The organism is Desulfurispirillum indicum S5 (genome assembly GCF_000177635.2).
Classification (GTDB): Bacteria; Chrysiogenota; Chrysiogenetes; order Chrysiogenales; family Chrysiogenaceae; genus Desulfurispirillum; species Desulfurispirillum indicum.
In genome coordinates this window covers 77241-99702 of the sequence record NC_014836.1, presented here as the reverse complement: position 1 = coordinate 99702, position 22462 = coordinate 77241, and the positions used below count along the sequence as shown (strand labels likewise).

Below are 22462 nucleotides of genomic sequence, written 5' to 3'. Positions count from 1 at the left end.
GTCATTGTCAATCTACACGACAAATCTCAATAAAGCAATACTTTATCTTTTGGCACGCCAGTTGCTCTGACAGTGGCATATCGCAATTTTATTACTTTACGTGGAGGTGAAGTCGTGGAAGGTATTGTGCTTGAACTCCCTTTCATACTGGATTCATTTTTGATGGTCTTTGCAGGCATCCTGGTCATGATCATGGCATGTGGTTTTGCCATGCTGGAATCGGGGCTGACCCGCTCCAAAAATACGGCCACCATCATGACCAAGAACGTTCTCATTTTTTCCATCGCATCCGTGGCTTACTACATTGTGGGCTACAACATCATGTATGGCGACGGCAATGCCTTTATGGGCAGCGGCGCCTTCCTCAGTGGCATTGAATATGACAGCCACTCCGTCTACGCCGACTTCTTTTTCCAAATGGTTTTCGTAGCTACCGCAGCATCGGTCATCTCCGGAACCGTGGCCGAGCGCATCAAACTCTGGCCCTTCCTGATCTTTGTACTTATTTTGACCGCAATCATCTATCCCATCCAGGGCCACTGGACCTGGGGCGAGTCCCTGGAGTTCCTGGAAGGTTTCTCTGACTACGCTGGCTCCACCATCGTTCACTCCGTTGGCGGCTGGGCCGCTCTGGCTGGTGTCCTGCTGCTCGGCGCACGCAAAGGGAAGTACGAAGGCGGCAAGATTCGCGCCATCCCCGGCTCCAACATCCCCCTGGCAACCCTGGGAACCTTCCTGCTGTGGTTTGGCTGGTTTGGCTTCAACGGCGGCTCCGCCCTGGCCATGCACAGCGCTGAGCTGGCCGACGAGATCGGCCTGGTCGTGGCATCCACCAACACCGCTGCCGCCACCGGCGCTATCGTAGCCGCCATTCTGACACGAATTATCTACCAGAAAGTTGACACCACCATGGTTCTCAACGGCGCCCTGGGTGGACTGGTGGGCATCACCGCCGGCCCCGACGTGGCTCCATGGGCAGCCATCATCATTGGTACTGTCTCCGCCATCCTCGTCGTCATCGCCGTACCCGCCTTCGATAAAGTACGCATCGACGACCCCGTGGGCGCCCTCTCCGTACACCTTGTCTGCGGCATCTGGGGAACCCTGGCCGTGGCCATCTTCAACGCCGAAGTAACCCTGATCGACCAGCTCAAGGGCATCATTCTCATCGGTGGCTTTGTCTTCATCGCCTCCTTCATCGTCTGGATGATCCTCAAAGTCACCATGGGCATCCGTGTCGACGAAGAAGTGGAAGTGGAAGGTCTGGATATGCACGAGTGCGGCCTGGAAGCCTATCCCGAATTCGGCAAAGGCTCTCAGAAGATTCTCTGATCCCTCTGCCCATCACCCACCAGATAAAAATCCCCGGCCTCCGGCCGGGGATTTTTGCTTGCCTTTTCAGGAACGATGCAGTAAGTTGTCAACCGGCTTGAACAAGCCATTTCAACGGAGAGCTGGCCGAGTAGGTCGAAGGCGCTCGCCTGCTAAGCGAGTATACTGCTAATAGCGGTATCGAGGGTTCGAATCCCTCGCTCTCCGCCATTTTCTGCGCACCATGCAAATAAGGCCTCCGGATTTTCCGGAGGCCTTTTCTACACATCGTTTTGACTTTTTATTTGACCACGGGCTTCCACTGTCTTTCAGGACGGTTACTCCTCGTCAACCAGGCCACATCATAACAGTTTCTGCCATGCAGGGGATGCGGGAATACCATGCCACACAATGATTTTCTTCAACCAATTGACCAGCAAAGCGAGCTGACAACGCTTCAGATTCTGCAGGGTGTTTTTGAATCTGCCCAGCTGGGCATTTGCATCACCGACAGCAGCTACCGTTATGTCAAGGTCAACAGGGCATACTGCGATCTTTACGGCTACACGGAGGCGGAGCTGCTCGGGAAGCCTTTTACGCTGGTGGTGCCTCCAGGTGACCACGAGCGTCTGGAAAAGCTCCATGACGACTTTCTCAGTGGGCGAGTGGACGAAATCGCCCAGCACTGGACGGTGCGACACCGCAGCGGCCGAGATATTGATATTTATGCCACTGCGGGAAGGCTTGTCACGCCAGGTGGCCATGCATACAAAATCACTACAGCGGCGGATGTAAGCGAACTGAAAACGCTCCAGAAGCAGACGGAGTATCAGCAAGCCATACTGATCCAGCAGGCCAAGCTGGCTGAAGTCGGAGCGATGGTGGGTGCCATCGCCCATCAATGGCAGCAGCCGGTCAATGCCATTGCCCTGATGACACAGACCCTTCCCCTGCTGCTCGATCAGGGGACACTGACACGGGAGAATCTGAACTCCCATGTGGAGCAAGTCATGCAACAAATTCGCTTCATGAGCCAAACCATGAACGATTTTCGTGACTTCTACCTGCCATCACGGGAGCAGGAGATCTTTCATGTCAGCGATGCTATCGCCACCGTTCGCGACCTTCTTCAAGGCCAGTTGCTCAAAGCCAAGGCCACTCTGGAGATTTCTGCCAGTGAACCCCTCCTCTATTCCAGGGGGTACCCCAGTGAGTTCAAGCAGGTAGTCCTCAATATCATCAATAATGCACTGGATATCTTCCAGGAGCAGCAAAGGCACGATGGGCACATTGCCATCAAGGTGGAACCTGATGAATCGATGCTGACCATCAGTATTCGAGACAATGGTGGAGGCATCCCGGTGGAACTTCTGCCAGACAGGATTTTTGAGCCGTTTTTCAGCACAAAACCTGATAAGGGCACGGGCATCGGGCTCTCGCTGGCCAGGACAATCATTGAGGAGAAGTCAGGCGGAACAATTCGAGCCGAAAACGGCCCAGAGGGAGCCTGTTTCCTGGTACGCATCCCCCGCCACATCCGCTGAAGTCGCTACAGCAACTCTATCTTAATCTCATTGAGCTCTTTGAGGGATTTGCGCTGAAGGCTCATGCCAGTCTCCCGTGAGAGGTCCACGTCAATGGGGCGAGGCAGGCGCTGCTGGCGGTCATCAAAAAAGAGTCTCACTACCGGGCTGAGCCGATTATTGGCTTCCGCGCGCACCACGGTACCCACATAGCCTTTATATTTGCCTTCGTAGAGCTGCACATTGGAGCCGGCGGCAAAGACGTTGAGGATACGCAGAAACGCATTGAGATACACGGGGTGAAAGCGGTTGAACATGCGATTGACCATCAGGTACGAGGCGTCCAGATAGCTGAGGGGTTTTTTCCGGGTACCGACGCCGCTGGTGAGATTGTCAAACGTATTGGCGATATTGGCGATTTCCGCCAGATGGGAGATGCCGGTGGTGTGCTTGTTATTCTTCAGGGACCAGGCGACTTCCGACCCTTTTAACCGGTGGGGAAAGCCGCTGCCATCATGATATTCATGGTGCTGAGTCACTACAGTGATGGCGCGCACCCGCTGAGAAAGCCGGGAGTTATTCAGGAGTATGCGCCGCCCCAGCATGGTGTGAATTTTCACGATGGCCCGCTCGTCTTTGGTCATCTGTGATGGCGACTTGTCGAGAATTTTCCGGGGAATGGCAATCTTGCCGATATCGTGCAGCAGGCACCCCAGGGCGAGGTCTTCCAGGTGACGCTCGGGAAGCTGCAGGTGCTTGCCGATGGCGATGGCCATGGCGGAAACGTCAACAGAGTGCTGAAACATATGACTGTCGTACTGCTTGATGCTGTTGAGCGAGATGCCGGAGTCGGACATGAGGATATCGTTGAGCAGAACCTCGGTGTACTCCATGACTCGGCTGAAGGCGGTCGCCGTCTTCAGGTATCCGGTGAACTTGCTGTTCTGGAGTACCTCCTCCACGGAGCTGTCACTTTCCTGTTGAATGCTCTGCAGAACACTCTGGGTCTCTTCGAACGCTTCCTTGACAAGGTGGGTGCCCTTGCGATGAATTTCCGCGTTGACGGTGGTCTGCAACTCAATGTCTTTGCTGGCTTCGTCATCGATCACCAGTTCGCCCATATCCATCTGCTGGAGTTTACTGATGTAGGTCGGAGTCAGTTCGACACCGCGTGCCAGCATGATCTGGCCCGCGACTTCAATTTGCTCCCCCATCACCATACCTGGCTCCAGCTTATCAATGGGCACTATGCGCATAGGGCTTGACTCCTGATATTTTGTAACATTCTAACACTAAAAAACATGCGATGCCAGTGAACTGTTCAGCCGGACCTGCCCGGACGGTGCACCACCAGAGAAGCAGCCTGGCTGGTACACGTAATGAGCACTTCCTGAATCTGGACATGGGGCGGTCGGGTAGCGATAAACAGGGCGGTTTCCGCCACGTCCGATGCCTGCAGGGGGTCGATATCCCGGTAGACCTGTCCGGCCCGCTCTTCATCGCCGTGAAAGCGCACTTTGCTGAAATTGGTCTCCGTCATGCCCGGCTGCAGGTCCGTTACCCGCAATGGCGTGTCAACCAGATCCATGCGCAGACCATCGGTCAGGGTGCGCACGGCAGCCTTGGTGGCGCAGTACACCGCTGCCCCGGGATAGGCGTAGCGCCCTGCCAGGGAGCCGATATTGATGATGTGGCCACTGCCCCGCTCTATCATGCCGGGAACGATTTTGCGGGTCACATAGAGCAGCCCTTTGACATTGGTGTCAATCATCTGATCCCAGTCGTCGAGGTCGCCCTCCTGGAAGGCTTCAAGCCCCAGCGCCAGGCCGGCGTTATTGATGAGGATGTCGATTGCGCGCCACTGCGGGGGCAGCTTCTCCAGCGCATCACTGACCTGCTGGCGCTGGCGCACATCCAGGGCAAAGGCGTGGGTGGAGATGCCGTACTGGCTCGTCAGTTCATCGGCCAGTCGCTGCACATTGCCCAGGGTGCGCGAGCACAGCAGCAAACGGGCTCCGTGGGCAGCGAATTCCCTGGCGCAGGCGGCGCCTATGCCGTCACTGGCACCGGTGATACAGACAGTTTTTCCTTGCAGATACTGTTTCATAGCTGTTCTCTCTCCTTCTGATTCGCCAGGATGCGTTCAATGATCCCGGTGGTGGATGAACCTTCCACAAAGGGGATAATAATGACCTCGCCGCCACCGGCTTCCACGATTTCGCGGCCGACAACCTGCTCGGGACGGTAGTCCCCCCCCTTGATCAGCCCCTGTGGCTGAATGGCTGCAATAAGCTCCAGGGGGGTGTCTTCATCAAAAATAACCACATAGTCGATGGCCTCCAGCGCCGCCAGCACAACAGCCCGTTCATGCTGTCCGATGATGGGGCGGGAAGGACCTTTGAGCCGCCTGATGGAAGCGTCGGAGTTCAGGCCGAGGATCAGGACATCACCCTGTTTGCGGGCATCCTGCAGGTAGGTGATATGGCCATGGTGCAGCAGGTCAAAACAGCCGTTGGTGAAGAGGATCTTCTTACCCTGACGGCGCAGCTGCTCCACCTGCGGAAGCAGCTCCGGCAGGCTTTTGATCTTACGCGAAGCCAGGGAACGCTGGGGCTGCAGGCGCTGCAGGATCTCTTCGGCACTGGCGGTGCTGGTTCCCACCTTGCCCACAACCACACCTGCGGCCGCGTTGGCAATGCGGCCGCATTCCACAAAGTCCAGTCCGCAGGCACAGCACAGGGCCATGACGGAGATCACCGTATCACCAGCTCCGGTAACGTCGAAGACGTCCAGAGCCATGGTGGGAATATGTTCAACGCGGTCTTGCGGGAAGAAAAGGCTCATGCCCTCTTCACTGCGGGTGATGGTCATCACGTCCAGGTTCAACTCCGTCAGCAGTTTACGGCCTGCCGCCAGCAGGCTGTCATGGTCGGCAATGCGGATTCCCGACGCGATGGATGCCTCGCGACGGTTGGGGGTAATGGTGGTGGCTCCACGATAGAGACGGTAGTCATCGCCCTTGGGGTCAACCAGTACGGGGATGCCCTGCTGCCTTGCCATGCTGATGATGGCCTGCACCAGATGTGTCGTCAGCAGGCCCTTGCCGTAATCACTGATGACAATGGCGTCCCACGCCTGTTGCTGTCGCTGCAGAAAGTCCACGGCCTGGCGCTCGCTGTCGGCACTTATGGGCTGACGGCTTTCGCGGTCAATGCGCATCATCTGCTGGTGCGAAGCCATAATACGGGTTTTCCGGGAGGTGCGGCGATCCGGTTCGCGCAGGATGCCCTGCTGCCCGACACCGAGCGTCTGCAGCATCTGGCAGAGCTCGACACCATGGGCATCGGTTCCGACGACGCCCAGTATATCCACTGCCGCGCCCAGGGCCCGGAGGTTATGCAGGACGTTTCCGGCACCTCCCAGACGGGTGTCTTCGCGGCCGATGTCCACCACGGGCACGGGGGCCTCGGGGGAGATTCGTTCCGTCTGTCCCCACAGGTATTCGTCAATCATCAGATCTCCAGCCACCAGAATGCGCTTCTTGGGAAACTGTTCAAAAATGGCGGGATAGGAAAAAGTTTCCAAAATATTCTCCTTGATATCTCTGCTTGCCTACTGCCCGTAATACAGGGCAAACTTCTCCTCCAGGCTGCAGGGAGTTATATTGAGATCGTCAAATACCGCTGTCTCACTGGTAGTGGAGCCCTTCAGGAGCATATGCAGCTGATCACTGCTGATGGGGAAGAAGGGAAAGCGACCAAAGAGCCTGGCCGAGAAGTCCACCAGGGAAACAGGCTGATGGACTTTCAGGGGCTTGCCCTTGCCGCGCAGAGCCGCCAGGGCATCCAGCAGCTCGTCATAGGTATAGCGCCGTGGCCCGCCCACCTCGTAGGTTCTGCCCCGGGCTGCCGGGCTTTCAATACAGCGGGCAAAGGCCTGGGCGATATTATCCACTGCCACCGGCTGCAGCTGGTATTTCCCGTCTCCAATCACCGGAATTGCTGGCAACTTGAGAAAAGAAAGCAGGAGATTGATAAACTCATCCCGTGGCCCAAAAATCACACTGGGCTTGAATATGGTGTAGTCCAGGCCACTCTCCTGGACGGCTTTTTCCGCAACAAATTTCGTACGATGGTAAGCGCTGCGGGAATCGGGGGCGCTGCCCAGGGCAGACATGTGAATAAAACGATTGACTCCCTTCTCCCTGGCGGCTTTCAACATGCTCAGGGTTGCCTGGGTGTGGAGGGCTTCATAGGTTATGGCTGGCGGAAATTCACGAATAATTCCCACCAGGTGAACAACAGCATCGCAGCCCTCCACAAGCTCCAGCAGGCTGTCGTATTTTTCCATGCTCCCCAGCACGCTTTCCATGCCCGGACGCAGGCTCTGGGGCTTTCGGGCCAGCAAGCGAACCTGGTATCCTTGCTCCAGGAGCGCAGATACAACATGGGAACCAACAAATCCTGTACCACCGGTTACAGCTACCTTCATGGCTCACTCCTTTACTCACTTGTTCAATCAGGCGTTCAGGGAACTTTCAACTCCTCAAGGGCGTAGACCACCAGGTCACGGAAAAGCGGACCGGCGGTGCGGGCTCCTGATCCTCCGTTCTGCACAAAGACCAGCACCGCTATTTTGGGGTTGTCGAGGGGAGCATAGCCACCGAACCAGGCGTGATCCCGGTGTCCCACGTAGATATTCTGCTCATCGTACTCCTCATCGGGGGCCAGGCCGATAACCTGGGCAGTTGCACTTTTGCCGGCCATGGTAACGCGTGGGTGACGCAGATGGCGCCCTGTGCCTCGTTCGCCATAGATAACCCGCCGCATGCCCTCCTGGATGATGGAAAGGTTGCGGGGTGAGATATCTGCCTGCTGGCCGGGTACAATCAGCTGCTCCTCCTCGCCGACATGGGAAACAAGGCGAGGCGTCAGTACATAGCCACCGTTGGCAATGGCTGCGGTCATAACGGCCAGCTGCAGGGGCGTCAGTGTCACATATCCCTGACCGATACTGGCGGGAATGGTATCTCCGGGATACCATACTTCACCACGGTTTTCCAGTTTCCAGGCGCGAGTGGGGAGAATCCCCGGCTTTTCGCCAGGGATATCAATGCCGGTACGCCTGCCAAGGCCAAACATGCTGCCATACTTGGCCATGTTGTCGATGCCGATCTCCAGCCCGTAATGGTAGTAAAACGAATCCACACTCTCTTCCAGAGACTTGTACACATCAGTTGCACCATGCCCTCCACGGTTCCAGTCGCGGTAGCGTCGGTTGCCATACTCATAGTAACCAGGAAAGTTGGTGACCGTCTTTTCATCAATAACCCCCATCTCCAGGCCCGCCAGAGCCGTTATCATCTTGAAGTAGCTCCCGGGAGGAAAAATACTGCGGGTGGCCTTGTTCTCCAGGGGGTGGTGCTTATTGGAAATCAGGCTCTGCCAGTCAGCCCGGCTGATGCCCGTGGCAAAGAGATTGGGATCGAAGGAGGGGTAGCTGCCCATGGCCAGAATATGGCCGGTGCGCACGTCCATGACAACCGCGGCACCGGCGTAATGCTTAAAGAGGGCGTCCATGTGTTTTTGGAGCCGGTAGTCCAGGGCCAGGCGAATATCCGTTCCGGAAACCGGGGTCACTTCATCAATGGTGCGTATGGGGCGGTTCACCGCATCGACCTCATAGGTCACTCGACCAGAGGTTCCCCGCAGAAAACGCTCGTAGGCCACTTCCACGCCGGATTTTCCAATCAGGTCTCCCACGGAATAATCACTGAACTCCGAGCGGCGCAACTCGCTTTCGCTGATCTCACCCAGGTAGCCAAAAACATTGGCCGCCATCTTTCCCTTGATGTAGTGGCGCTTGGGAACAGTCTCCACCCGCAGACCAGGATACTCGTAATGGCGCGCCTCCACATAGCATACCTCTTCAAAGCTGATATCACGCTTCACTGTCAAAGGACGAAAGCGGTTGATGGCCCGGTAGCGATCGCGGAAATCCCGTTCGTCAATATGAAAACGGTCAATGAGAAACTCCACCAGTTTCTCCAGGTCATCCACATTCTCCTTGATGACCACAAGGTTATAACTGGGGACATTCTCCACCAGCAGAATGTTGTTGCGATCAAATATCTTGCCGCGGTGGGCCTTGGTTTCATAGGTACGGATACGGTTGCTCTCGGCGCGACTGGAGAGCGATTCATGCTGCAGCACCTGAATATACCACAGGCGCAGGCCAACAACGACAAAACCAAGAATGATCAGGCTCAGCAACACCAGCAGACGCCCCTGAAAAAAAGGCTGGTAATTACGCTCTTCGTGAACCACTACCATTGATCGTCACCCTGGGGAGTCCAGCGCCGGCGACGTCGGGAGTTTCGCCGCTCATAGAGGGAGAGGAACCAGTGATTCAGCAGAATCAATGGCTGATAGAGCAACCCAAAGGCAATGACGCTCAGGAAGGCGTCCAGGAAAACGCGCAGCAGAATGCTGTGCATGGTCAGCGTATCCGCCTGGCCCAGGGGAGCGGCCAAGGCACCTATGAGGTAAATTTGTGACATTCCCGCCAGAACGCTGATGACCATCAGAATAATAGACAATTCATACTTTTGGCACAAAAGTTGACGATTCCGTAATGAAGTCATCAGATATGCGGTAAAGGAGTAGAGCAGAATATGGTAGCCGAAGAGAATGCCCGTTACCGCATCCATGATAAACCCGAACAGTATGGCGATGGATAAGCCTTCCAGCTCATCCATGAGTGTCACCATGCAGAAAAAGAACAGAAAGGGCAGATCCGGCGTGTACATTCCAAAAGGAAAGGAGGACTGCACAGCTATAAAGAAAAAGAAAAGCAGCAGGTAGGCGAAAAACTTCACGGGACCACCTTCGCCTCTTCCTTGTGAGCGTCAAATTCGCCCGCTTCCACTTTCAGCACCAGCACCTCTTCCAGTCGATTGATGTCAACAAAGGGGGCAATGGTTCCCTTGAAGAACAAGTCGGTATCAGCCGCAATTCCCGTAATACGCCCAACCGGAAGACCAGCGGGAAAGACCTGATCCACACCACTGGTGAAGACAATATCCCCTTCCCGCGCCTTTCCACCGGCATCCAGATAACGGATATTCATTTCACTGCCATAGCCACCCACGGCCACCAGAGGCTCACGATCCGCGCTGGTGACGCTGCTGACTGCAAATTTCGGATCCAGTACGCTGAGCACCTGGGAGTACCCCAGGGAGACATGCACCACCCGGCCCACAATACCCTCAGGGGTCACCACCGGCATATTGACCTTAATACCCTTCTCCACGCCCACGTCCAGAGTAATGGTGCGCAGCCACGACGAAGGATTGCGCCCGATAACGCGGGCATACAGATACTCATGGCGGTTCTGACGAGTGTACTCCAGGTGGCGGCGCAGCTCCATAAGCTCTCGCTGCACTTCGTGAAACCCCAGCAACGCGATGCGGGCATCATCAAGCTCACGGGAAAGCTGTCGATTGCGCTCCTCCACTTCCCGCAAATCAATATACCTGGCTCTGAAATCCTGCAGGTTATAGTAGTTCTTCACAAAAAAGCTCTGCACCGGACCCGTGACCGGCATGAGGATGACATTGATAGGGTTGGCCGGGTGCAGCTTTCCGGAAAGCTGCAACGCAATGAGCACAAGAAGGAAGAGGCTGATCAGGGAAAAGTATATGCGTTTTTTTTTGGCAAAGAGAAATTGCAGCATGCTGGAGTCCGCGAAACAGAATAAAAGGCAGATATTTTCGAAAGTGGCGTTTCTTGTCAACCACAGAAATAATTCAATTGCAGTTTAAGGGCTTTTGGATATTATATCCATATTTTTGATAGTACCACAACTGCAGGATGCCGTGGGCCTGAAATCGTTGCCTAATGTCACAGGCTCTGGTAACATCCGCGTTTGGAGCGAAAACCTCTATTTCGCGCCTGATACCCGGTATGCTGCCCTGCGCAAAAGCAGCAACCTGGAAACGTTTGTATGGGAGTTTGACTTTTTATGACTCGAATACGCAACCGATGCCTGAGCAGCCTCTCCGGCAGCCTGCTGCTCTTCCTTTTCTCTGCGGTATACGCAGGAGCCCAGGTCAACTCCCCCGGCTATCTCTATCAGCAGGCCCTCGCACAGTTCGGCGAAAGCAACTATACCTCGGCCCGGGAATTCATACACGGCGCTGTCCAGCGTGAAGAGAGCTTCAAGTACTTCTACCTGGCGGGCCTTGTGGATCTTCGACTGGAAAACTATACCAGCGCCATTCGCAACCTCGCTCGCAGCCTGGAAATCATCCCCGAAGGCACCAATCCCCATAACGCCAAGTATAACCTGGCCTTCGCTTACTGGAAAAATGGCCAGCATGAACTGGCAGAAACCCTGCTGCGGGACTGCGAGACCAAAGAAGCCCGCAAGCTGCTGGGCTACATCTCCTTTGAAAAGGGACTGCAGATCATCCTCTCTACCCATCAGACCCTGCCCGGGACACGCAAGGATCTGGCCTATGAACTGCTCACTTCTTTTCAGGCCAACAGCAATGACATCAACTTCATCGACGACACTCCGATCATTGATCCTCCCGTGTTCTCCGAACACTCGCTGCCAGGCCATGTGCTGCAGGTGGCTGACGGCCAGATTTTCATCTGGACCTCCAAGAACCAGCAGGTGACCTACATCATCCAGCGGCAGGGCGAAGGTTTTACGGTGCTGGAAGCCTACCACTCGAGCACCGGGCGCATTCCAGGGGAGAAACAGCGACGCGGCGATGAGAAAACGCCCACCGGGATTTATTTTCCCGTCAGCAAGATGACCACCAACCAGATGCCCCAGCGCTACGGCGCTTATGCCTTCCCCGTAAATTACCCCAATCACCTGGATAAACACCTGGGGCGAACCGGCAGCGGCATCTGGCTGCACGGCATCAATGAAAACGATAACGGTCAGATCCCCTATAACAGTGAAGGCTGCGTAGTCTTCAGCAACGAAGGTATCTTCGGGGTTTCGCGACATATAGTGCTGCGGGAAACTCCTGTCATCCTGGCCGAGGACTTCCTCTTCCTGAGCCACGATGAAATGACTGCCAAACGCGAAGAACTCTTGCATACGCTGTACCGCTGGCGCGATGACTGGGCCTCCCTGGATCACGATGCCTACATGTCCCATTATGCCGATACTTTCTCCGCCGGCCGATTCAACCGCAATACCTGGAGCAGCGACAAGGCCCGCATTAACCGCCGGAAAACCTTTATAGAAATCGAAATGGAAGACATCTCCCTCTTCCTGTATCCCGAACTGGAAAACGGCAAGGAAGTCGCCCTGGCCACCTTCAATCAGGTCTACCGATCCAGTAACTTTAACAGCGACTCCTTCAAATTCATCTATCTGGTCAAAGAAAATGGCCATTGGAAAATCATCACGGAAGGTTCGTTCTGACACAACATCGCCCTGCCGAGGAGCCAGGGAACAATACAGGAGTCTCAATGAAAATTACAACCAGCCGCTTTGGCGAAATAACCGTCGCCGAAGAAGACATCATCCGCATGACCGAACCCCTGCTGGGTTTCCCCGATCTCAAGCAGTATGTGTTGCGGGATCACTCCGATGACACCCCGTTCAAGTGGCTCCAGTCACTGGATGACACTACTCTGGCCTTTGTGGTGCTCGACCCGGTACTCTTCAAGCCCGACTACGCCGTGCGCCTGAGTCGCTCCGACGTGGAGGATCTGCAGCTGGAATCGGAAGAGTCTGCCCAGGTCTACACCATCGTGGTCGTACCCCAGGATCCCAAGAAGATGACTGCCAACCTCCAGGCGCCCCTTGTGCTCAATACCCGCAACAACATCGCCAAGCAGGTGGTGCTGAATGATCCGCAGTATCCCATCAAATACCCGGTATTCGGGGAATAGTCATGCTGGTACTCTCCCGTAAAAAAAACGAAACCATCATGATCGGGGACGATATCTTCATCACCGTTGTGGATGCCATGAATGGCGTGGTGAAGATCGGCATTGAAGCCCCGCGTAATGTCAAGGTTTATCGCAAGGAAGTTTACGACGCCATCCAGGAAGAAAACCGCGCCGCCGCCCAGAGTTCGCAGCACCTCCAGCTTCCCGGCAACTTCACCTTCCCCACCAGCAAGAAAAATTAAGCCCGGCACGTATTGGCACACCCTCAGCTTGCTGCAAACCCCATAATCGACACGCTGCTGAAAAATGCTCACGTGCGCGCCACGGACACGGCCAACGGCGAGGGTTTTTCAGCAGCCTGCAAAAGGACGAACTGGTGCCCCATACCCAGGACATTTCACAAGCCATTTTTTCCCAACTCAATACCCAGCAGGGCGCAGCCGTGGCCCACGTGGACGGGCCTGCCCTGATCCTGGCCGGAGCTGGCAGCGGCAAGACCCGTGTCCTCACCGCCAGAATCATGAATCTCCTTCAGCAGGGAGTCGCACCCTGGAATATCCTGGCGGTCACCTTCACCAACAAGGCCGCTGGAGAAATGCGCCAGCGGATTCGCTCCCGGCTGGGCCCCGTGGCCAGCGACATCTGGATCGGAACCTTCCACAGCATCGCCTTGCGCATCCTGCGTATTGAGTGTCACCATATCGGGTACGAAAGCGATTTTGTCATCTACGATCCTGCCGACGGCCTCAAGGTGGTCACCAAGGTTCTCAAGCGCCTCAACATCAGCGCGCAGACCATGCCGGCCAAAAAGGCTCTTGGTATCATAAGCTCCCTTAAAAACAGCGGTTATCGCCCAGACGACCTGGAGAGCGCTTCGACCCTCGACACCACTGTGATCGCCCCGGTCTTCCGCGAATATCAGAAGCTGATGCTCAGCTTCAACGCCATGGATTTCGATGATCTGCTGCTGAACCTCAAGGAGATCCTGTACCACTCTTCCGATGTCCTGCAGAAGTACCAGCAGAAGTTTCGCTACATCCACGTGGATGAGTACCAGGACACCAACCAGGTTCAGTTTGAAATCCTGCACCTGCTGGCCGGACAGCACCGCAATCTTTTTGCCGTGGGCGATGACGATCAGTCCATCTATCGCTTTCGTGGTGCCACCATCGAGAATATCCTCAACTTCGAACAGCACTATCCCAATACCGCCATCTTCAAGCTGGAGCAGAATTACCGGTCTCCCCAGAGTATTCTCGACTGCGCCAACAGTATCATCAGCCGTAACCCGCGCCGTCACCCCAAGCAACTCTTCTCCGACCTGGGACCCGGCGAGAAAATCGGTCTCAAGGTGTTACCCAGCGCCGACGACGAAGCCAGCTTCATCGTCGGTGAAATCCAGCAGCTTCTCAGCGACGGGTTCGCCCCCAGTGACATTGCTGTGCTCTACCGCACCAACGCCCAGAGCCGCCTCTTTGAAGCCCTGCTGCTGCGCCGGGGAATCCCCTACCGCGTGGTGGGCTCCTTCGAGTTCTGGAAACGTAAAGAAATTCAGGACGTACTTGCCTATGTCAGCCTGATCGCCAACCCCAGGGATATTCAGGCCTTTGAACGCGTCGTCAACTACCCCCTGCGGGGTATTGGTGCCGCGTCAGTGGAGAAAATCGTCAGCCTGGCCGTGGACAGCGGTCGCCCCGTGCTGGAAGCTGCCGCCCTCATGGCCGCTGACCTGCGGGGTAAGGCCCGCCAGAGCATCGAGAATTTCCTGGAGTTTCTTGCCTCCTTCCAGGGTGGCCAGGACTACCTCATCAGCGACATGATTGAGGAAATCGTGCGCAAGGCGGGAATCGACAAGGATATCCGCAATCGCGAAGATGAGCACCAGGCCCAGTCGCGCCTGGAGAACATCGGCGAACTGATCAGCGCCGCCACCGCCTTCGAAAAGGAGCGCCCTGCGGAGCAGATCACCCTGAGCCACTTCCTTGAGGAGATCAATCTGGGCATTGAAACCCGCCAGAACACCCAGGAGGGCGTCAGCCTGCTGACTATTCACTCCGCCAAGGGCCTTGAGTTTCCCGTTGTCTTCCTCAGCGGGCTGGAAAACACCCTTTTTCCTTCGCCCATGAGCATGGGGAATCAGTTTGCCCAGGAAGAAGAGCGCCGCCTGATGTACGTGGCCGTTACTCGCTGCCAGGAAAAGCTCTTTCTCACCCGCGCCCAAAGCCGAACCATGTTCGGCAAAACCACCTTCTGCGGAGAAAGCATGTTCCTGCGGGATATTCCCCAGGAACTGCTGCATAAGCTATGAACAACCGCGATGAGCATGCCGGCCACCACCTGCGCCTGAAAAAGCGCGCTTCCTTCTTCAGCGTCAGTGTCGCCATCATCCTGGCCACCGCCAAACTGGCCGTGGGTATAACCATCAACTCCCTGGCCATTATCGCCATGGCCATCGACTCCATCATGGATATCGTCATGAGCGCCGCCAATTTTGTCGGAATCCGCATGGCCGCCCAACCTGCCGACCCGGAGCACCCTTTCGGTCACGGCAAGTTCGAAACCATGGCCGCTCTCTTCCAGGGAACCGTCATCCTCGGCATTGGTATCTTTCTGACCTATGAAGGCGTTCGACGCATTGTCAGCGGCGACACCATGGCCACGGAGGGTCTGCAGCTGGGTATCGCCATTATGGCCGTCAGCGCCATGGTCTCCCTGGTGTTAAGCCGCTACCTGCGCAGGACTGCCCGAACCACCGATTCGCTGGCCCTTCAGACTGACTCCCTGCACTATTCCACCGATGTCTGGACCAACGGCGGTGTCATGGTGGCCCTTACGGTCATGTTCTTTGTGCCATGGCCCTGGCTGGACCCACTGATCTCCATCCTCATTGCCCTGTACATCATCAAGGAAGCCCTGCCCCTGCTGGGAAAAGTGCTGAACGAACTGGCCGAGAGCGCCCTGCCTGAAACTCAGCGACAGCAGATTACGGAAATTGTGCTGGCCAATCGGGAGATTGTCGACCTCCACGACCTGCGCACCCGCAAAAGCGGCTCCACAAAAATTATGGATATGCACATAACCGTCTGTAAAAATTACACCATCAAACAGGCCCACGATATCGCCGATGCCGTGGAGGCCAGCCTGAAGGAGCAGTTTGCGGATGCCGATATTGTCATCCACCTCGACCCCTGCAGCGTCAAGCACTGCCCGGAGGAGACGCCAAACACCCAGTGCCCCATCGGCAAGCAGACCATAAAATCATAAGGGCGCCACGAACGGCATCGCCCAGTAATCTCAGAACAAGGAGGCCAGAGAGTGTACTACGGACAGGCCAGATCAGGACTCCTGCAGGGCATGAACCCGCGCACTACCATTGCCACCATCGTCATTATCCTGCTGGCCCTGTGGGCGGGAACCTTCCATAACCAGCTGAGCGCCCGGCATATCAGCACCATCCGCACTGCCCTGAATCCGTTCCTGGAGTGGTATTATGTGGCCCTGGTGGCTTTCCTGCTCTTCTTCATGGTATGGCTTGGCATCGGGCGCTTCAAAAATGTCCGCCTCGGCGGCGATGATGAACGCCCCGAGTTCACCTTTTTCTCCTGGGTCGCCATGCTTTTTGCCGCCGGCACTGGGGTGGGCATTCTCTTCTGGGCTGTGGCTCAACCCATCCTGCAATTTCAGGAGAACCCCTTTATCGGCAGCGGCATGAGCCCGGAAGCCGCCACGGTCGCCATGCGCCTGACCTATTTCCACTGGGGGCTCAACGGCTGGGCTATTTTTGCCTTTGTTGCTCTGTCCATGGCCTATTTCTCTTTTCGCCACAACCTGCCCCTCACAGTGCGCTCAGCCCTCTACCCATTCTTCGGTGAACGGGTACGCGGTCCCCTGGGCGACATCGTGGACACGCTGGCGGTTTTCGGCACCATTTTCGGTATCGCCACCACCCTCGGACTGGGCGTTCAGCAGATGAACTCCGGATTACAGCAGGTCTTTGGACTGGACGCCTCTGTGCGCCTGCAACTTTCCATCACCGCTATCATCATGGCCATTGCCACGACATCGGTGGTATCCGGAGTTCGCCGCGGGGTGCGCATACTGTCGGAGATGAATTTCTGGCTCAGCATCGCCATGGTGAGTTTTATCCTGCTCTTTGGGCCCACCCAGTACCTGATCGGGCTGATCCTGGAGTCCACGGGGGACTATCTCCAGAACATTCTGGCCATGACCTTCCACACCAACGTCACGCGGGGAGACCAGTGGCAAGCCCAGTGGACGGTCTTCTTCTGGGGCTGGTGGATCGCATGGTCACCCTTTGTGGGCATGTTCATCGCCCGCATCTCCCGGGGCCGCACCTTCCGCGAATTTGTGGCCGGCGTACTGCTGGTGCCGACACTGATCACCATCGTGTGGATCGGCCTCTTCGGAGGAACAGCTCTGCACCACGAGCAGTTCGGCGCCGGGGGCATCGTTGCCGCAGTGGAGCAGGATATCGCCAGCGCCTTGTTTGTCACCATCGAGGCCATGAATCTGGGAGTTTTTTCAACCATGGCCTCCATGGCCATGGTGCTCCTGATCTGCACCTATCTCATCACCTCTGCCAATGCGGGAACCCTGGTGATCAACACCATTCTTTCCGGCGGGGACACAGAGCCGCCCACGGCTCACCGCATTCTCTGGGGTGCTGTGCTGGCCCTGCTGACATCGGTGCTGCTGGTGGCTGGTGGACTTGAAACCCTTCAGTCAACGGTCATTGCTGCCGCGCTGCCCTTCTCCCTGATCATCGTCCTGATGATCGGTGGATTGCTGCGCGCTCTGAACCATGAACGCTTTGCTGCTCGCAAAGGTCTGCGCACGGAAGCACCCCGCGAACCTTGGATTGATCTCGATGACGCAGGGCAGAAGAGCACCTGGAGACGCACGTCAGCCAGAAGCCTGCGTAAACGACGCCTTTCCAGGGAGCGGCTGCCATCCCACGCTCACAAGGCAGAAAGTGGAGAAGAAAAAACGATGTAATAATTCACTCAGCACTCTCGCCAGCATTCTCTTCGAAGCACTGGCGCTCCTGCTGAAATACAAAGGAAAAGACGGCTCAGTAGCCGTCCTGCTGATAACCCTTGGCCAGGTTCTCAAAGCGGGTGAGTTCCTCGCGGAACAGCAGTTTGACCGTGCCGGTGGGACCATTGCGCTGCTTGGCGATGATAATCTCGGCCACATTGGGTTCGGGAGTGTCGGAGTGGTAAACCACATCGCGGTAGATGAACATGATGATGTCGGCGTCCTGCTCAATGGCTCCCGACTCGCGCAGGTCTGAGGGCATGGGACGCTTGTCCTGACGCTGTTCCACACTGCGGTTGAGCTGACTCAGGGCGATAACCGGCACATTGAGTTCCTTGGCCAGGCCCTTGAGAGAGCGCGATATCTCGGATATCTGCTGCTCGCGACTCTCCTTGATGGTGCCGCCCACCAGCTGCAGGTAGTCCACGATAATCATGTCAAGGCCCTTCTCATTGGCCAGTCGACGCGCCTTGGCGCGGATCTCCAGCACCGATATGCCCGGCGTGTCATCGATATAGATTTCCAGATTGGAGAGGCTGCCCGTGGCCTGAGCCAGCCTGGGCCAGTCGTCGCGTTCCAGCTGCCCGGTGCGCACCCGGTTGGAGTTCACCTGAGCTTCGGCGCACAGAAGACGCATGACCAGCTGCTCCTTGCTCATTTCCAGGGAGAAGATGGCCACCTTGTGCTTGCCGATACTGGTGGCATTCTGAGTCAGGCTCAGGGCAAAGGCGGTCTTCCCCATGGCGGGACGACCAGCAATAATAATGAGATCCGAGGGCTGCAGACCGCTGGTCTTGTCATCCAGGTCGTGGTAACCGGTTGTCACTCCGGTGACCTTGGATTTCTTCTCGTACAGCTCCTCAATGCGCATATAGGCGGCTTTGGTGATGTCATAGATATGGTGAAAGCCCTTTTTGGCACGCCCCTGGCTGATCTGGTAAACCTTGCTTTCGGCATAGTCCAACAGGTACTCGGAGTCCTGTTCGCCATCGTAGCCCTTTTCCACAATGTCCGTGCCCGCCTCAATCAGCTGGCGGCAGACCGACTTCTCCTTCACAATGCGGGCGTAGTGAACGACGTTGGCGCTGGTCACTACCCGTCCAGCCAGATTAACCAGGTACTCCAGCCCGCCGCAGTATTCCAGTTGCTTGCGTTTGGAGAGCTGGTCGGAAAGGGTGATGTAATCAATGGCCTGGCCATGATTGAACAGGTCGGTCAGGGCGGTGAAAATATGGCGATGGGCCTCCAGATAGAAGTCCTCGGCGCCGAGCACCTCCACCACCTTGGCCATGGCCTTGTCGTCCACAATACAGGCTCCCAGCACAGCGTGCTCGGACTCGGTATTATGGGGCGGAATTTTTATCGCGGAACGCTGCTGGATCTCCATCACTCTTCAAACACCTGTATCTCCAGGTCGAACTTGACTTCGGGGTGCAGGCGCATCTGAACAGAATGCTTGCCCAGCGCCTTGATGCCCTGGGGCAGCTTGATCTGCTTTTTGTCCACCACCAGCCCCAGCTTGCCCAGTTCATCGGCCACGTCAGCGGAAGTCACAGCACCGAAGAGTTTACCCTTGTCGCCACAGGGACGGGTGAACTTCAGGACGCCAACCTCCTGCACCGCCTTGCCCAGAGCCTGGGCCTGGGCGAGCTCGTAGGCGGCCTGCTCCTGTTCCTGACGCTTGCGCTCCTGTAGTTCGGCCAGGTTGATGTCTGTGGCCTCGATGGCCAGGCTTTTCTTGAACAGAAAGTTGCGGGCAAACCCGGGGTTAACGTCCTTGACGTCGCCCGCACGGCCCTGTCCGGGGACATTCTGCAGAAATATGACTTTCATGGAATTACTCCTTATCCTTTGCTTTACGGGAACCTTTGCCCGTCGGCGCTGCCGGCTCCTCTTTTGCCTGAGGTGCATCATCCTCAAGGACCGGTATCAGGCCTACCTTCTCCTTGACCTTGCGCTCCAGTTCCTTGGTCACTTCCGGATGCTCTTTCAGATAGGTCTTGACGTTTTCGCGCCCCTGGCCAATGCGTTCGCCATTATAGGAGTACCAGGAGCCGCTCTTGCCCAGGATGTCATAGTCCGTCGCCATATCGATGATGGTGCCGATGGAGCTGATCCCCTCACCAAAAGTGATGTCGAACTCCGCTTCCTTGAAGGGTGGCGCCACTTTGTTTTTCACCACTTTAACCCGGGCGCGGTTGCCCGTCACGTCGGTGCCCTCCTTGATGGAAGCGATGCGACGGATATCCAGGCGCATGGAGGCGTAGAACTTCAGCGCGTTGCCACCGGTGGTGGTCTCAGGATTTCCGAACATGACACCTATCTTCGAGCGGATCTGGTTGATGAAGATAACCACCGTATGGGATTTATTGATGGCTCCGGTCAGTTTGCGCAGGGCCTGGGACATCAGGCGTGCCTGAGCTCCCATGGTGGCTTCGCCCATTTCCCCTTCCAGTTCGGCCTTGGGCACCAGGGCCGCCACGGAGTCAATGACGATTACGTCAATGGCGCCACTGCGCACCAGGGTGTCGGCAATTTCCAGGGCCGACTCGCCATAGTCGGGCTGGCTGACCAGCAGGGCTTCCGTATTGATGCCGATTTTCCTGGCATACATGGCGTCAAAGGCGTTCTCGGCATCGATGAAGGCCGCCGTGCCTCCCATCTTCTGGGCCTCGGCGATGGCGTGCAGGCTGAGGGTTGTTTTCCCGCTGGATTCAGGGCCGTAAATCTCAATGACACGCCCCCGTGGATAACCACCAACGCCCAGGGCGATATCCAGAGCCAGATTCCCACTGGGCACCACGGGAATGGCGGGTATCTCCCCGGAGCCAAGGCGCATGATGCTGCCTTTTCCGTGGGCTTTCTCTATCTGGGCTATTGCCAACTCCAGTGCTTTTTGCTTTTCACTCATGAATACGCTCCCTCAGTGTGAGATGTCGATGTCAGCGAGTACTATAAATCAAAGTGCCCACAGTGTCACTTGCTATTCCCGGCCTGCTGCTCCCGCCCGTCAAGGCAAAACACTTGCCTTTTCAGCTGTCGAATCGTAGATTCCAGAATCTGGAGGCATACCGTGAACACATCATCACCATACCCCTACCGCGAAATGGAAGAGGCCCTGCGCCAGCTGCTCGCCGAACACGGCAGCAATGACTACGCCCGCCATGAACTGGCCCCCCTGATCGCGGCCAAATCCCTGCTGATGAACCATCTCTATGAGGATCTGGGGCTCGCCTCGCGCAAGGAGATGAACGCCCTCATGCAGGAGCATTTCCCCGCGCTGGCCGCCCGCAAACCGGAAAACATCCGCTGGAAGAAGTACCTCTACGACCTGCTGGGCAAAACTGCCCCCGCCTGTGGCATGTGCCAGGACTTTGACGAGTGCTTCGACTGCCAGATCGTGCAGTAGGAGCGCAGATGTTCAAGGTGCTCTTCAGGAGACTTTTCCACAGGCAATCAACGCCCCCAGCCGACGCTGAACGTTTACAGAAAACCGCCCAGGCTATGATGCTCGCCCCTGAACCCAGGCTCTACTGCCCCCCAGCTTCCGCACGGTATGAAGGGCTCAGCAAAAGCATTCGCCAGGCAATCGAAGAACACCAGGTCAATGTGGGTTTTTTCTGGGCTGAACTTCCCCCTGGACAGCGGGAAAACTGCGGGGTCATCGCCATCGCTGATCCGGCTATGGGAGCAGGGCACCCCGATGCACTGACAGCAAAGCTCGACGCGCTGCGTCGCCACACGGGTATCTCTGAGCTGGATGCCACGCGCGCCTGGAATTACCAGGATGGGTATTGTATTTTCAGCAGTGTGTGGGTCTGTGATGGTAAGAAGAGTCCCGAGGAGGCATACCGGCTGTGGAGCCGAAACGATATAGCCACCCACGTAAGCGGGTGGCTGAACTGGAAGAGGCAATCGTCCCACTGATGGGGAGTTCTGAAAAGCCAAAGGCCCACTATTCGATAGCCATATCCCTTTACATTGACAGTGTCGCTAATCCCTAGTGGGCCCTTTGGTTGCGGCACGCTCTGCGGGTTTGTCCCGTTACAGTGATCCATGATGTCATACCGTGGATTCCTCGTGGCGGCGTGCCTTCTTGGAGAGTTTGCTGTGAACAGTCATCCTACGCAATAAGCGTACCCTCCGCTGTGAATGATCTTGAGTACCGCTGGTACTCACAGAGTATAGTGAGTTTTTGCAGAAATAATTCAAGGCTTTTCTTGAATTTTTTGTACAATATCGCTGGAAATATCTCTTCAGGTACCACAACAGCGCCTGGAGCGCAGCTCAAAGGGGGAACCATGCTGGGAATGGAAAAAATCATCGAGAACAAGGCCGCTCTGCTGAAAGGCACCCTGACCGTGGAGGAAGCACTGGAACTCGCCGTTGCCTTCCGGGATGCCCGCAACTACCTCTGGAACAAGTTCGGCAGCGATCATGTGGTGGCCCTCTCCCTTGACAATGCCCTGAAAATGATCGCGGCCATCAGTGAGCTGCACAGCCGCAACGCCATCAGCGGGCAGGCGCGCATCGGCGACCTCATAACCCTTGGCGGCGCCTTTGGCGAGTACCTGCAGCGCGAAGAGGAAATCTCAGGGTACAGCAGCGATGCGCAGGGCCGCCGGAAAAAGTAACTCAAGTTTCACAGCC

21 protein-coding genes and 1 tRNA gene are annotated in these 22462 nt (G+C 56.4%); 12 read left to right on the top strand and 10 right to left on the bottom strand.

The window, feature by feature from the left end:
* The first annotated feature begins 114 nt into the window (after positions 1 to 114).
* From amt to SELIN_RS00455, 3 genes are all read left to right on the top strand, one after another.
* The gene (amt, locus tag SELIN_RS00465; RefSeq protein WP_013504741.1) at positions 115 to 1332 is read left to right on the top strand and encodes an ammonium transporter; all 1218 of its coding nucleotides are present in this window, start codon (positions 115 to 117) and stop codon (positions 1330 to 1332) included.
* A 116-nt stretch (positions 1333 to 1448) separates the two neighbouring features.
* Positions 1449 to 1542, top strand: a tRNA-Ser gene (locus SELIN_RS00460).
* Between the two features lie 170 nt (positions 1543 to 1712).
* The gene (locus SELIN_RS00455) at positions 1713 to 2855 is read left to right on the top strand and encodes a PAS domain-containing sensor histidine kinase (RefSeq protein ID WP_013504740.1); all 1143 of its coding nucleotides are present in this window, start codon (positions 1713 to 1715) and stop codon (positions 2853 to 2855) included.
* Between the two features lie 5 nt (positions 2856 to 2860).
* Here SELIN_RS00455 and SELIN_RS13585 read toward each other — a convergent pair whose 3' ends face one another.
* From SELIN_RS13585 to mreC, 7 genes are all read right to left on the bottom strand, one after another.
* Positions 2861 to 4090 carry an HD-GYP domain-containing protein gene (locus SELIN_RS13585; RefSeq protein WP_013504739.1) on the bottom strand — a complete coding sequence of 410 codons (1230 nt, stop codon included), beginning with the start codon at positions 4088 to 4090 and terminating at the stop codon, positions 2861 to 2863.
* A 65-nt stretch (positions 4091 to 4155) separates the two neighbouring features.
* Positions 4156 to 4941 (bottom strand): SDR family NAD(P)-dependent oxidoreductase, encoded by a 786-nt coding sequence (locus SELIN_RS00445; protein ID WP_013504738.1) that lies wholly within the window; start codon positions 4939 to 4941, stop codon positions 4156 to 4158.
* Positions 4938 to 6419 (bottom strand): bifunctional D-glycero-beta-D-manno-heptose-7-phosphate kinase/D-glycero-beta-D-manno-heptose 1-phosphate adenylyltransferase HldE, encoded by a 1482-nt coding sequence (gene hldE / locus SELIN_RS00440; protein WP_013504737.1) that lies wholly within the window; start codon positions 6417 to 6419, stop codon positions 4938 to 4940. The genes SELIN_RS00445 and hldE overlap by 4 nt, the downstream gene beginning before the upstream one ends.
* A gap of 27 nt (positions 6420 to 6446) precedes the next feature.
* Positions 6447 to 7325: a complex I NDUFA9 subunit family protein gene (locus tag SELIN_RS00435; RefSeq protein WP_013504736.1), complete on the bottom strand. Its 879-nt coding sequence runs from the start codon at positions 7323 to 7325 to the stop codon at positions 6447 to 6449.
* 35 nt (positions 7326 to 7360) lie between these two features.
* Complete coding sequence (mrdA, locus tag SELIN_RS00430; RefSeq protein WP_013504735.1) at positions 7361 to 9166, bottom strand: penicillin-binding protein 2; 1806 nt, start codon at positions 9164 to 9166, stop codon at positions 7361 to 7363.
* Positions 9160 to 9711, bottom strand: coding sequence for a rod shape-determining protein MreD (gene mreD, locus SELIN_RS00425; protein WP_013504734.1), 552 nt, complete (start codon positions 9709 to 9711; stop codon positions 9160 to 9162). The genes mrdA and mreD overlap by 7 nt, the downstream gene beginning before the upstream one ends.
* Positions 9708 to 10568 carry a rod shape-determining protein MreC gene (gene mreC, locus SELIN_RS13580; RefSeq protein WP_013504733.1) on the bottom strand — a complete coding sequence of 287 codons (861 nt, stop codon included), beginning with the start codon at positions 10566 to 10568 and terminating at the stop codon, positions 9708 to 9710. Before mreC ends, mreD begins: the two co-directional genes overlap by 4 nt.
* A 288-nt stretch (positions 10569 to 10856) precedes the next feature.
* Between mreC and SELIN_RS00415 the strand changes: the two genes are divergently transcribed.
* The 6 genes from SELIN_RS00415 (at position 10857) to SELIN_RS00390 (ending at position 17770) form a co-directional block, all read left to right on the top strand.
* Positions 10857 to 12281, top strand: a complete 1425-nt coding sequence (locus SELIN_RS00415; protein ID WP_013504732.1) for a L,D-transpeptidase Cds6 family protein — start codon at positions 10857 to 10859, stop codon at positions 12279 to 12281.
* A gap of 47 nt (positions 12282 to 12328) precedes the next feature.
* Complete coding sequence (fliW, locus tag SELIN_RS00410) at positions 12329 to 12754, top strand: flagellar assembly protein FliW (protein WP_013504731.1); 426 nt, start codon at positions 12329 to 12331, stop codon at positions 12752 to 12754.
* A gap of 2 nt (positions 12755 to 12756) precedes the next feature.
* Positions 12757 to 12996 carry a carbon storage regulator CsrA gene (gene csrA, locus SELIN_RS00405; RefSeq protein WP_013504730.1) on the top strand — a complete coding sequence of 80 codons (240 nt, stop codon included), beginning with the start codon at positions 12757 to 12759 and terminating at the stop codon, positions 12994 to 12996.
* Between the two features lie 134 nt (positions 12997 to 13130).
* The gene (locus tag SELIN_RS00400; protein ID WP_013504729.1) at positions 13131 to 15062 is read left to right on the top strand and encodes an ATP-dependent helicase; all 1932 of its coding nucleotides are present in this window, start codon (positions 13131 to 13133) and stop codon (positions 15060 to 15062) included.
* Positions 15059 to 16018: a cation diffusion facilitator family transporter gene (locus SELIN_RS00395; RefSeq protein ID WP_013504728.1), complete on the top strand. Its 960-nt coding sequence runs from the start codon at positions 15059 to 15061 to the stop codon at positions 16016 to 16018. The genes SELIN_RS00400 and SELIN_RS00395 overlap by 4 nt, the downstream gene beginning before the upstream one ends.
* 90 nt (positions 16019 to 16108) lie before the next feature.
* Entirely contained in the window at positions 16109 to 17770 is a 1662-nt protein-coding gene (locus SELIN_RS00390; RefSeq protein WP_049871153.1) for a BCCT family transporter, read from the top strand.
* A 76-nt stretch (positions 17771 to 17846) separates the two neighbouring features.
* On the opposite strand, the gene dnaB is transcribed toward SELIN_RS00390, so the two are convergent.
* Genes dnaB through recA form a run of 3 tightly spaced genes read right to left on the bottom strand, consistent with a single transcriptional unit; the run spans position 17847 to position 20723 of the window.
* Positions 17847 to 19199, bottom strand: coding sequence for a replicative DNA helicase (gene dnaB / locus SELIN_RS00385; RefSeq protein ID WP_013504726.1), 1353 nt, complete (start codon positions 19197 to 19199; stop codon positions 17847 to 17849).
* Positions 19199 to 19645, bottom strand: coding sequence for a 50S ribosomal protein L9 (rplI, locus tag SELIN_RS00380; protein ID WP_013504725.1), 447 nt, complete (start codon positions 19643 to 19645; stop codon positions 19199 to 19201). Before rplI ends, dnaB begins: the two co-directional genes overlap by 1 nt.
* Before the next feature lie 4 nt (positions 19646 to 19649).
* Positions 19650 to 20723, bottom strand: coding sequence for a recombinase RecA (gene recA, locus SELIN_RS00375; RefSeq protein ID WP_013504724.1), 1074 nt, complete (start codon positions 20721 to 20723; stop codon positions 19650 to 19652).
* A gap of 162 nt (positions 20724 to 20885) precedes the next feature.
* On the opposite strand from recA, the gene SELIN_RS00370 reads away from it, so the two are divergent.
* From SELIN_RS00370 to SELIN_RS00360, 3 genes are all read left to right on the top strand, one after another.
* Positions 20886 to 21221: a nitrogen fixation protein NifQ gene (locus tag SELIN_RS00370; RefSeq protein WP_041725851.1), complete on the top strand. Its 336-nt coding sequence runs from the start codon at positions 20886 to 20888 to the stop codon at positions 21219 to 21221.
* Between the two features lie 8 nt (positions 21222 to 21229).
* Positions 21230 to 21739: a hypothetical protein gene (locus SELIN_RS00365; protein ID WP_013504722.1), complete on the top strand. Its 510-nt coding sequence runs from the start codon at positions 21230 to 21232 to the stop codon at positions 21737 to 21739.
* Between the two features lie 374 nt (positions 21740 to 22113).
* The gene (locus SELIN_RS00360; protein WP_013504721.1) at positions 22114 to 22446 is read left to right on the top strand and encodes a hypothetical protein; all 333 of its coding nucleotides are present in this window, start codon (positions 22114 to 22116) and stop codon (positions 22444 to 22446) included.
* The last annotated feature ends 16 nt before the right edge of the window (positions 22447 to 22462 follow it).

What these genes read in the sequence shown, in the direction of transcription:
- SELIN_RS00455 (WP_013504740.1), top strand. Translation starts at nt 1,713, where the DNA reads ATGCCACACAATGATTTTCTTCAACCAATTGACCAGCAAAGCGAGCTG.
- SELIN_RS13585 (WP_013504739.1), bottom strand. Translation starts at nt 4,090, where the DNA reads ATGCGCATAGTGCCCATTGATAAGCTGGAGCCAGGTATGGTGATGGGG.
- SELIN_RS00445 (WP_013504738.1), bottom strand. Translation starts at nt 4,941, where the DNA reads ATGAAACAGTATCTGCAAGGAAAAACTGTCTGTATCACCGGTGCCAGT.
- SELIN_RS00435 (WP_013504736.1), bottom strand. Translation starts at nt 7,325, where the DNA reads ATGAAGGTAGCTGTAACCGGTGGTACAGGATTTGTTGGTTCCCATGTT.
- mrdA (WP_013504735.1), bottom strand. Translation starts at nt 9,166, where the DNA reads ATGGTAGTGGTTCACGAAGAGCGTAATTACCAGCCTTTTTTTCAGGGG.
- mreC (WP_013504733.1), bottom strand. Translation starts at nt 10,568, where the DNA reads ATGCTGCAATTTCTCTTTGCCAAAAAAAAACGCATATACTTTTCCCTG.
- SELIN_RS00415 (WP_013504732.1), top strand. Translation starts at nt 10,857, where the DNA reads ATGACTCGAATACGCAACCGATGCCTGAGCAGCCTCTCCGGCAGCCTG.
- fliW (WP_013504731.1), top strand. Translation starts at nt 12,329, where the DNA reads ATGAAAATTACAACCAGCCGCTTTGGCGAAATAACCGTCGCCGAAGAA.
- csrA (WP_013504730.1), top strand. Translation starts at nt 12,757, where the DNA reads ATGCTGGTACTCTCCCGTAAAAAAAACGAAACCATCATGATCGGGGAC.
- SELIN_RS00395 (WP_013504728.1), top strand. Translation starts at nt 15,059, where the DNA reads ATGAACAACCGCGATGAGCATGCCGGCCACCACCTGCGCCTGAAAAAG.
- SELIN_RS00390 (WP_049871153.1), top strand. Translation starts at nt 16,109, where the DNA reads ATGAACCCGCGCACTACCATTGCCACCATCGTCATTATCCTGCTGGCC.
- dnaB (WP_013504726.1), bottom strand. Translation starts at nt 19,199, where the DNA reads ATGGAGATCCAGCAGCGTTCCGCGATAAAAATTCCGCCCCATAATACC.
- rplI (WP_013504725.1), bottom strand. Translation starts at nt 19,645, where the DNA reads ATGAAAGTCATATTTCTGCAGAATGTCCCCGGACAGGGCCGTGCGGGC.
- recA (WP_013504724.1), bottom strand. Translation starts at nt 20,723, where the DNA reads ATGAGTGAAAAGCAAAAAGCACTGGAGTTGGCAATAGCCCAGATAGAG.
- SELIN_RS00365 (WP_013504722.1), top strand. Translation starts at nt 21,230, where the DNA reads ATGTTCAAGGTGCTCTTCAGGAGACTTTTCCACAGGCAATCAACGCCC.
- SELIN_RS00360 (WP_013504721.1), top strand. Translation starts at nt 22,114, where the DNA reads ATGCTGGGAATGGAAAAAATCATCGAGAACAAGGCCGCTCTGCTGAAA.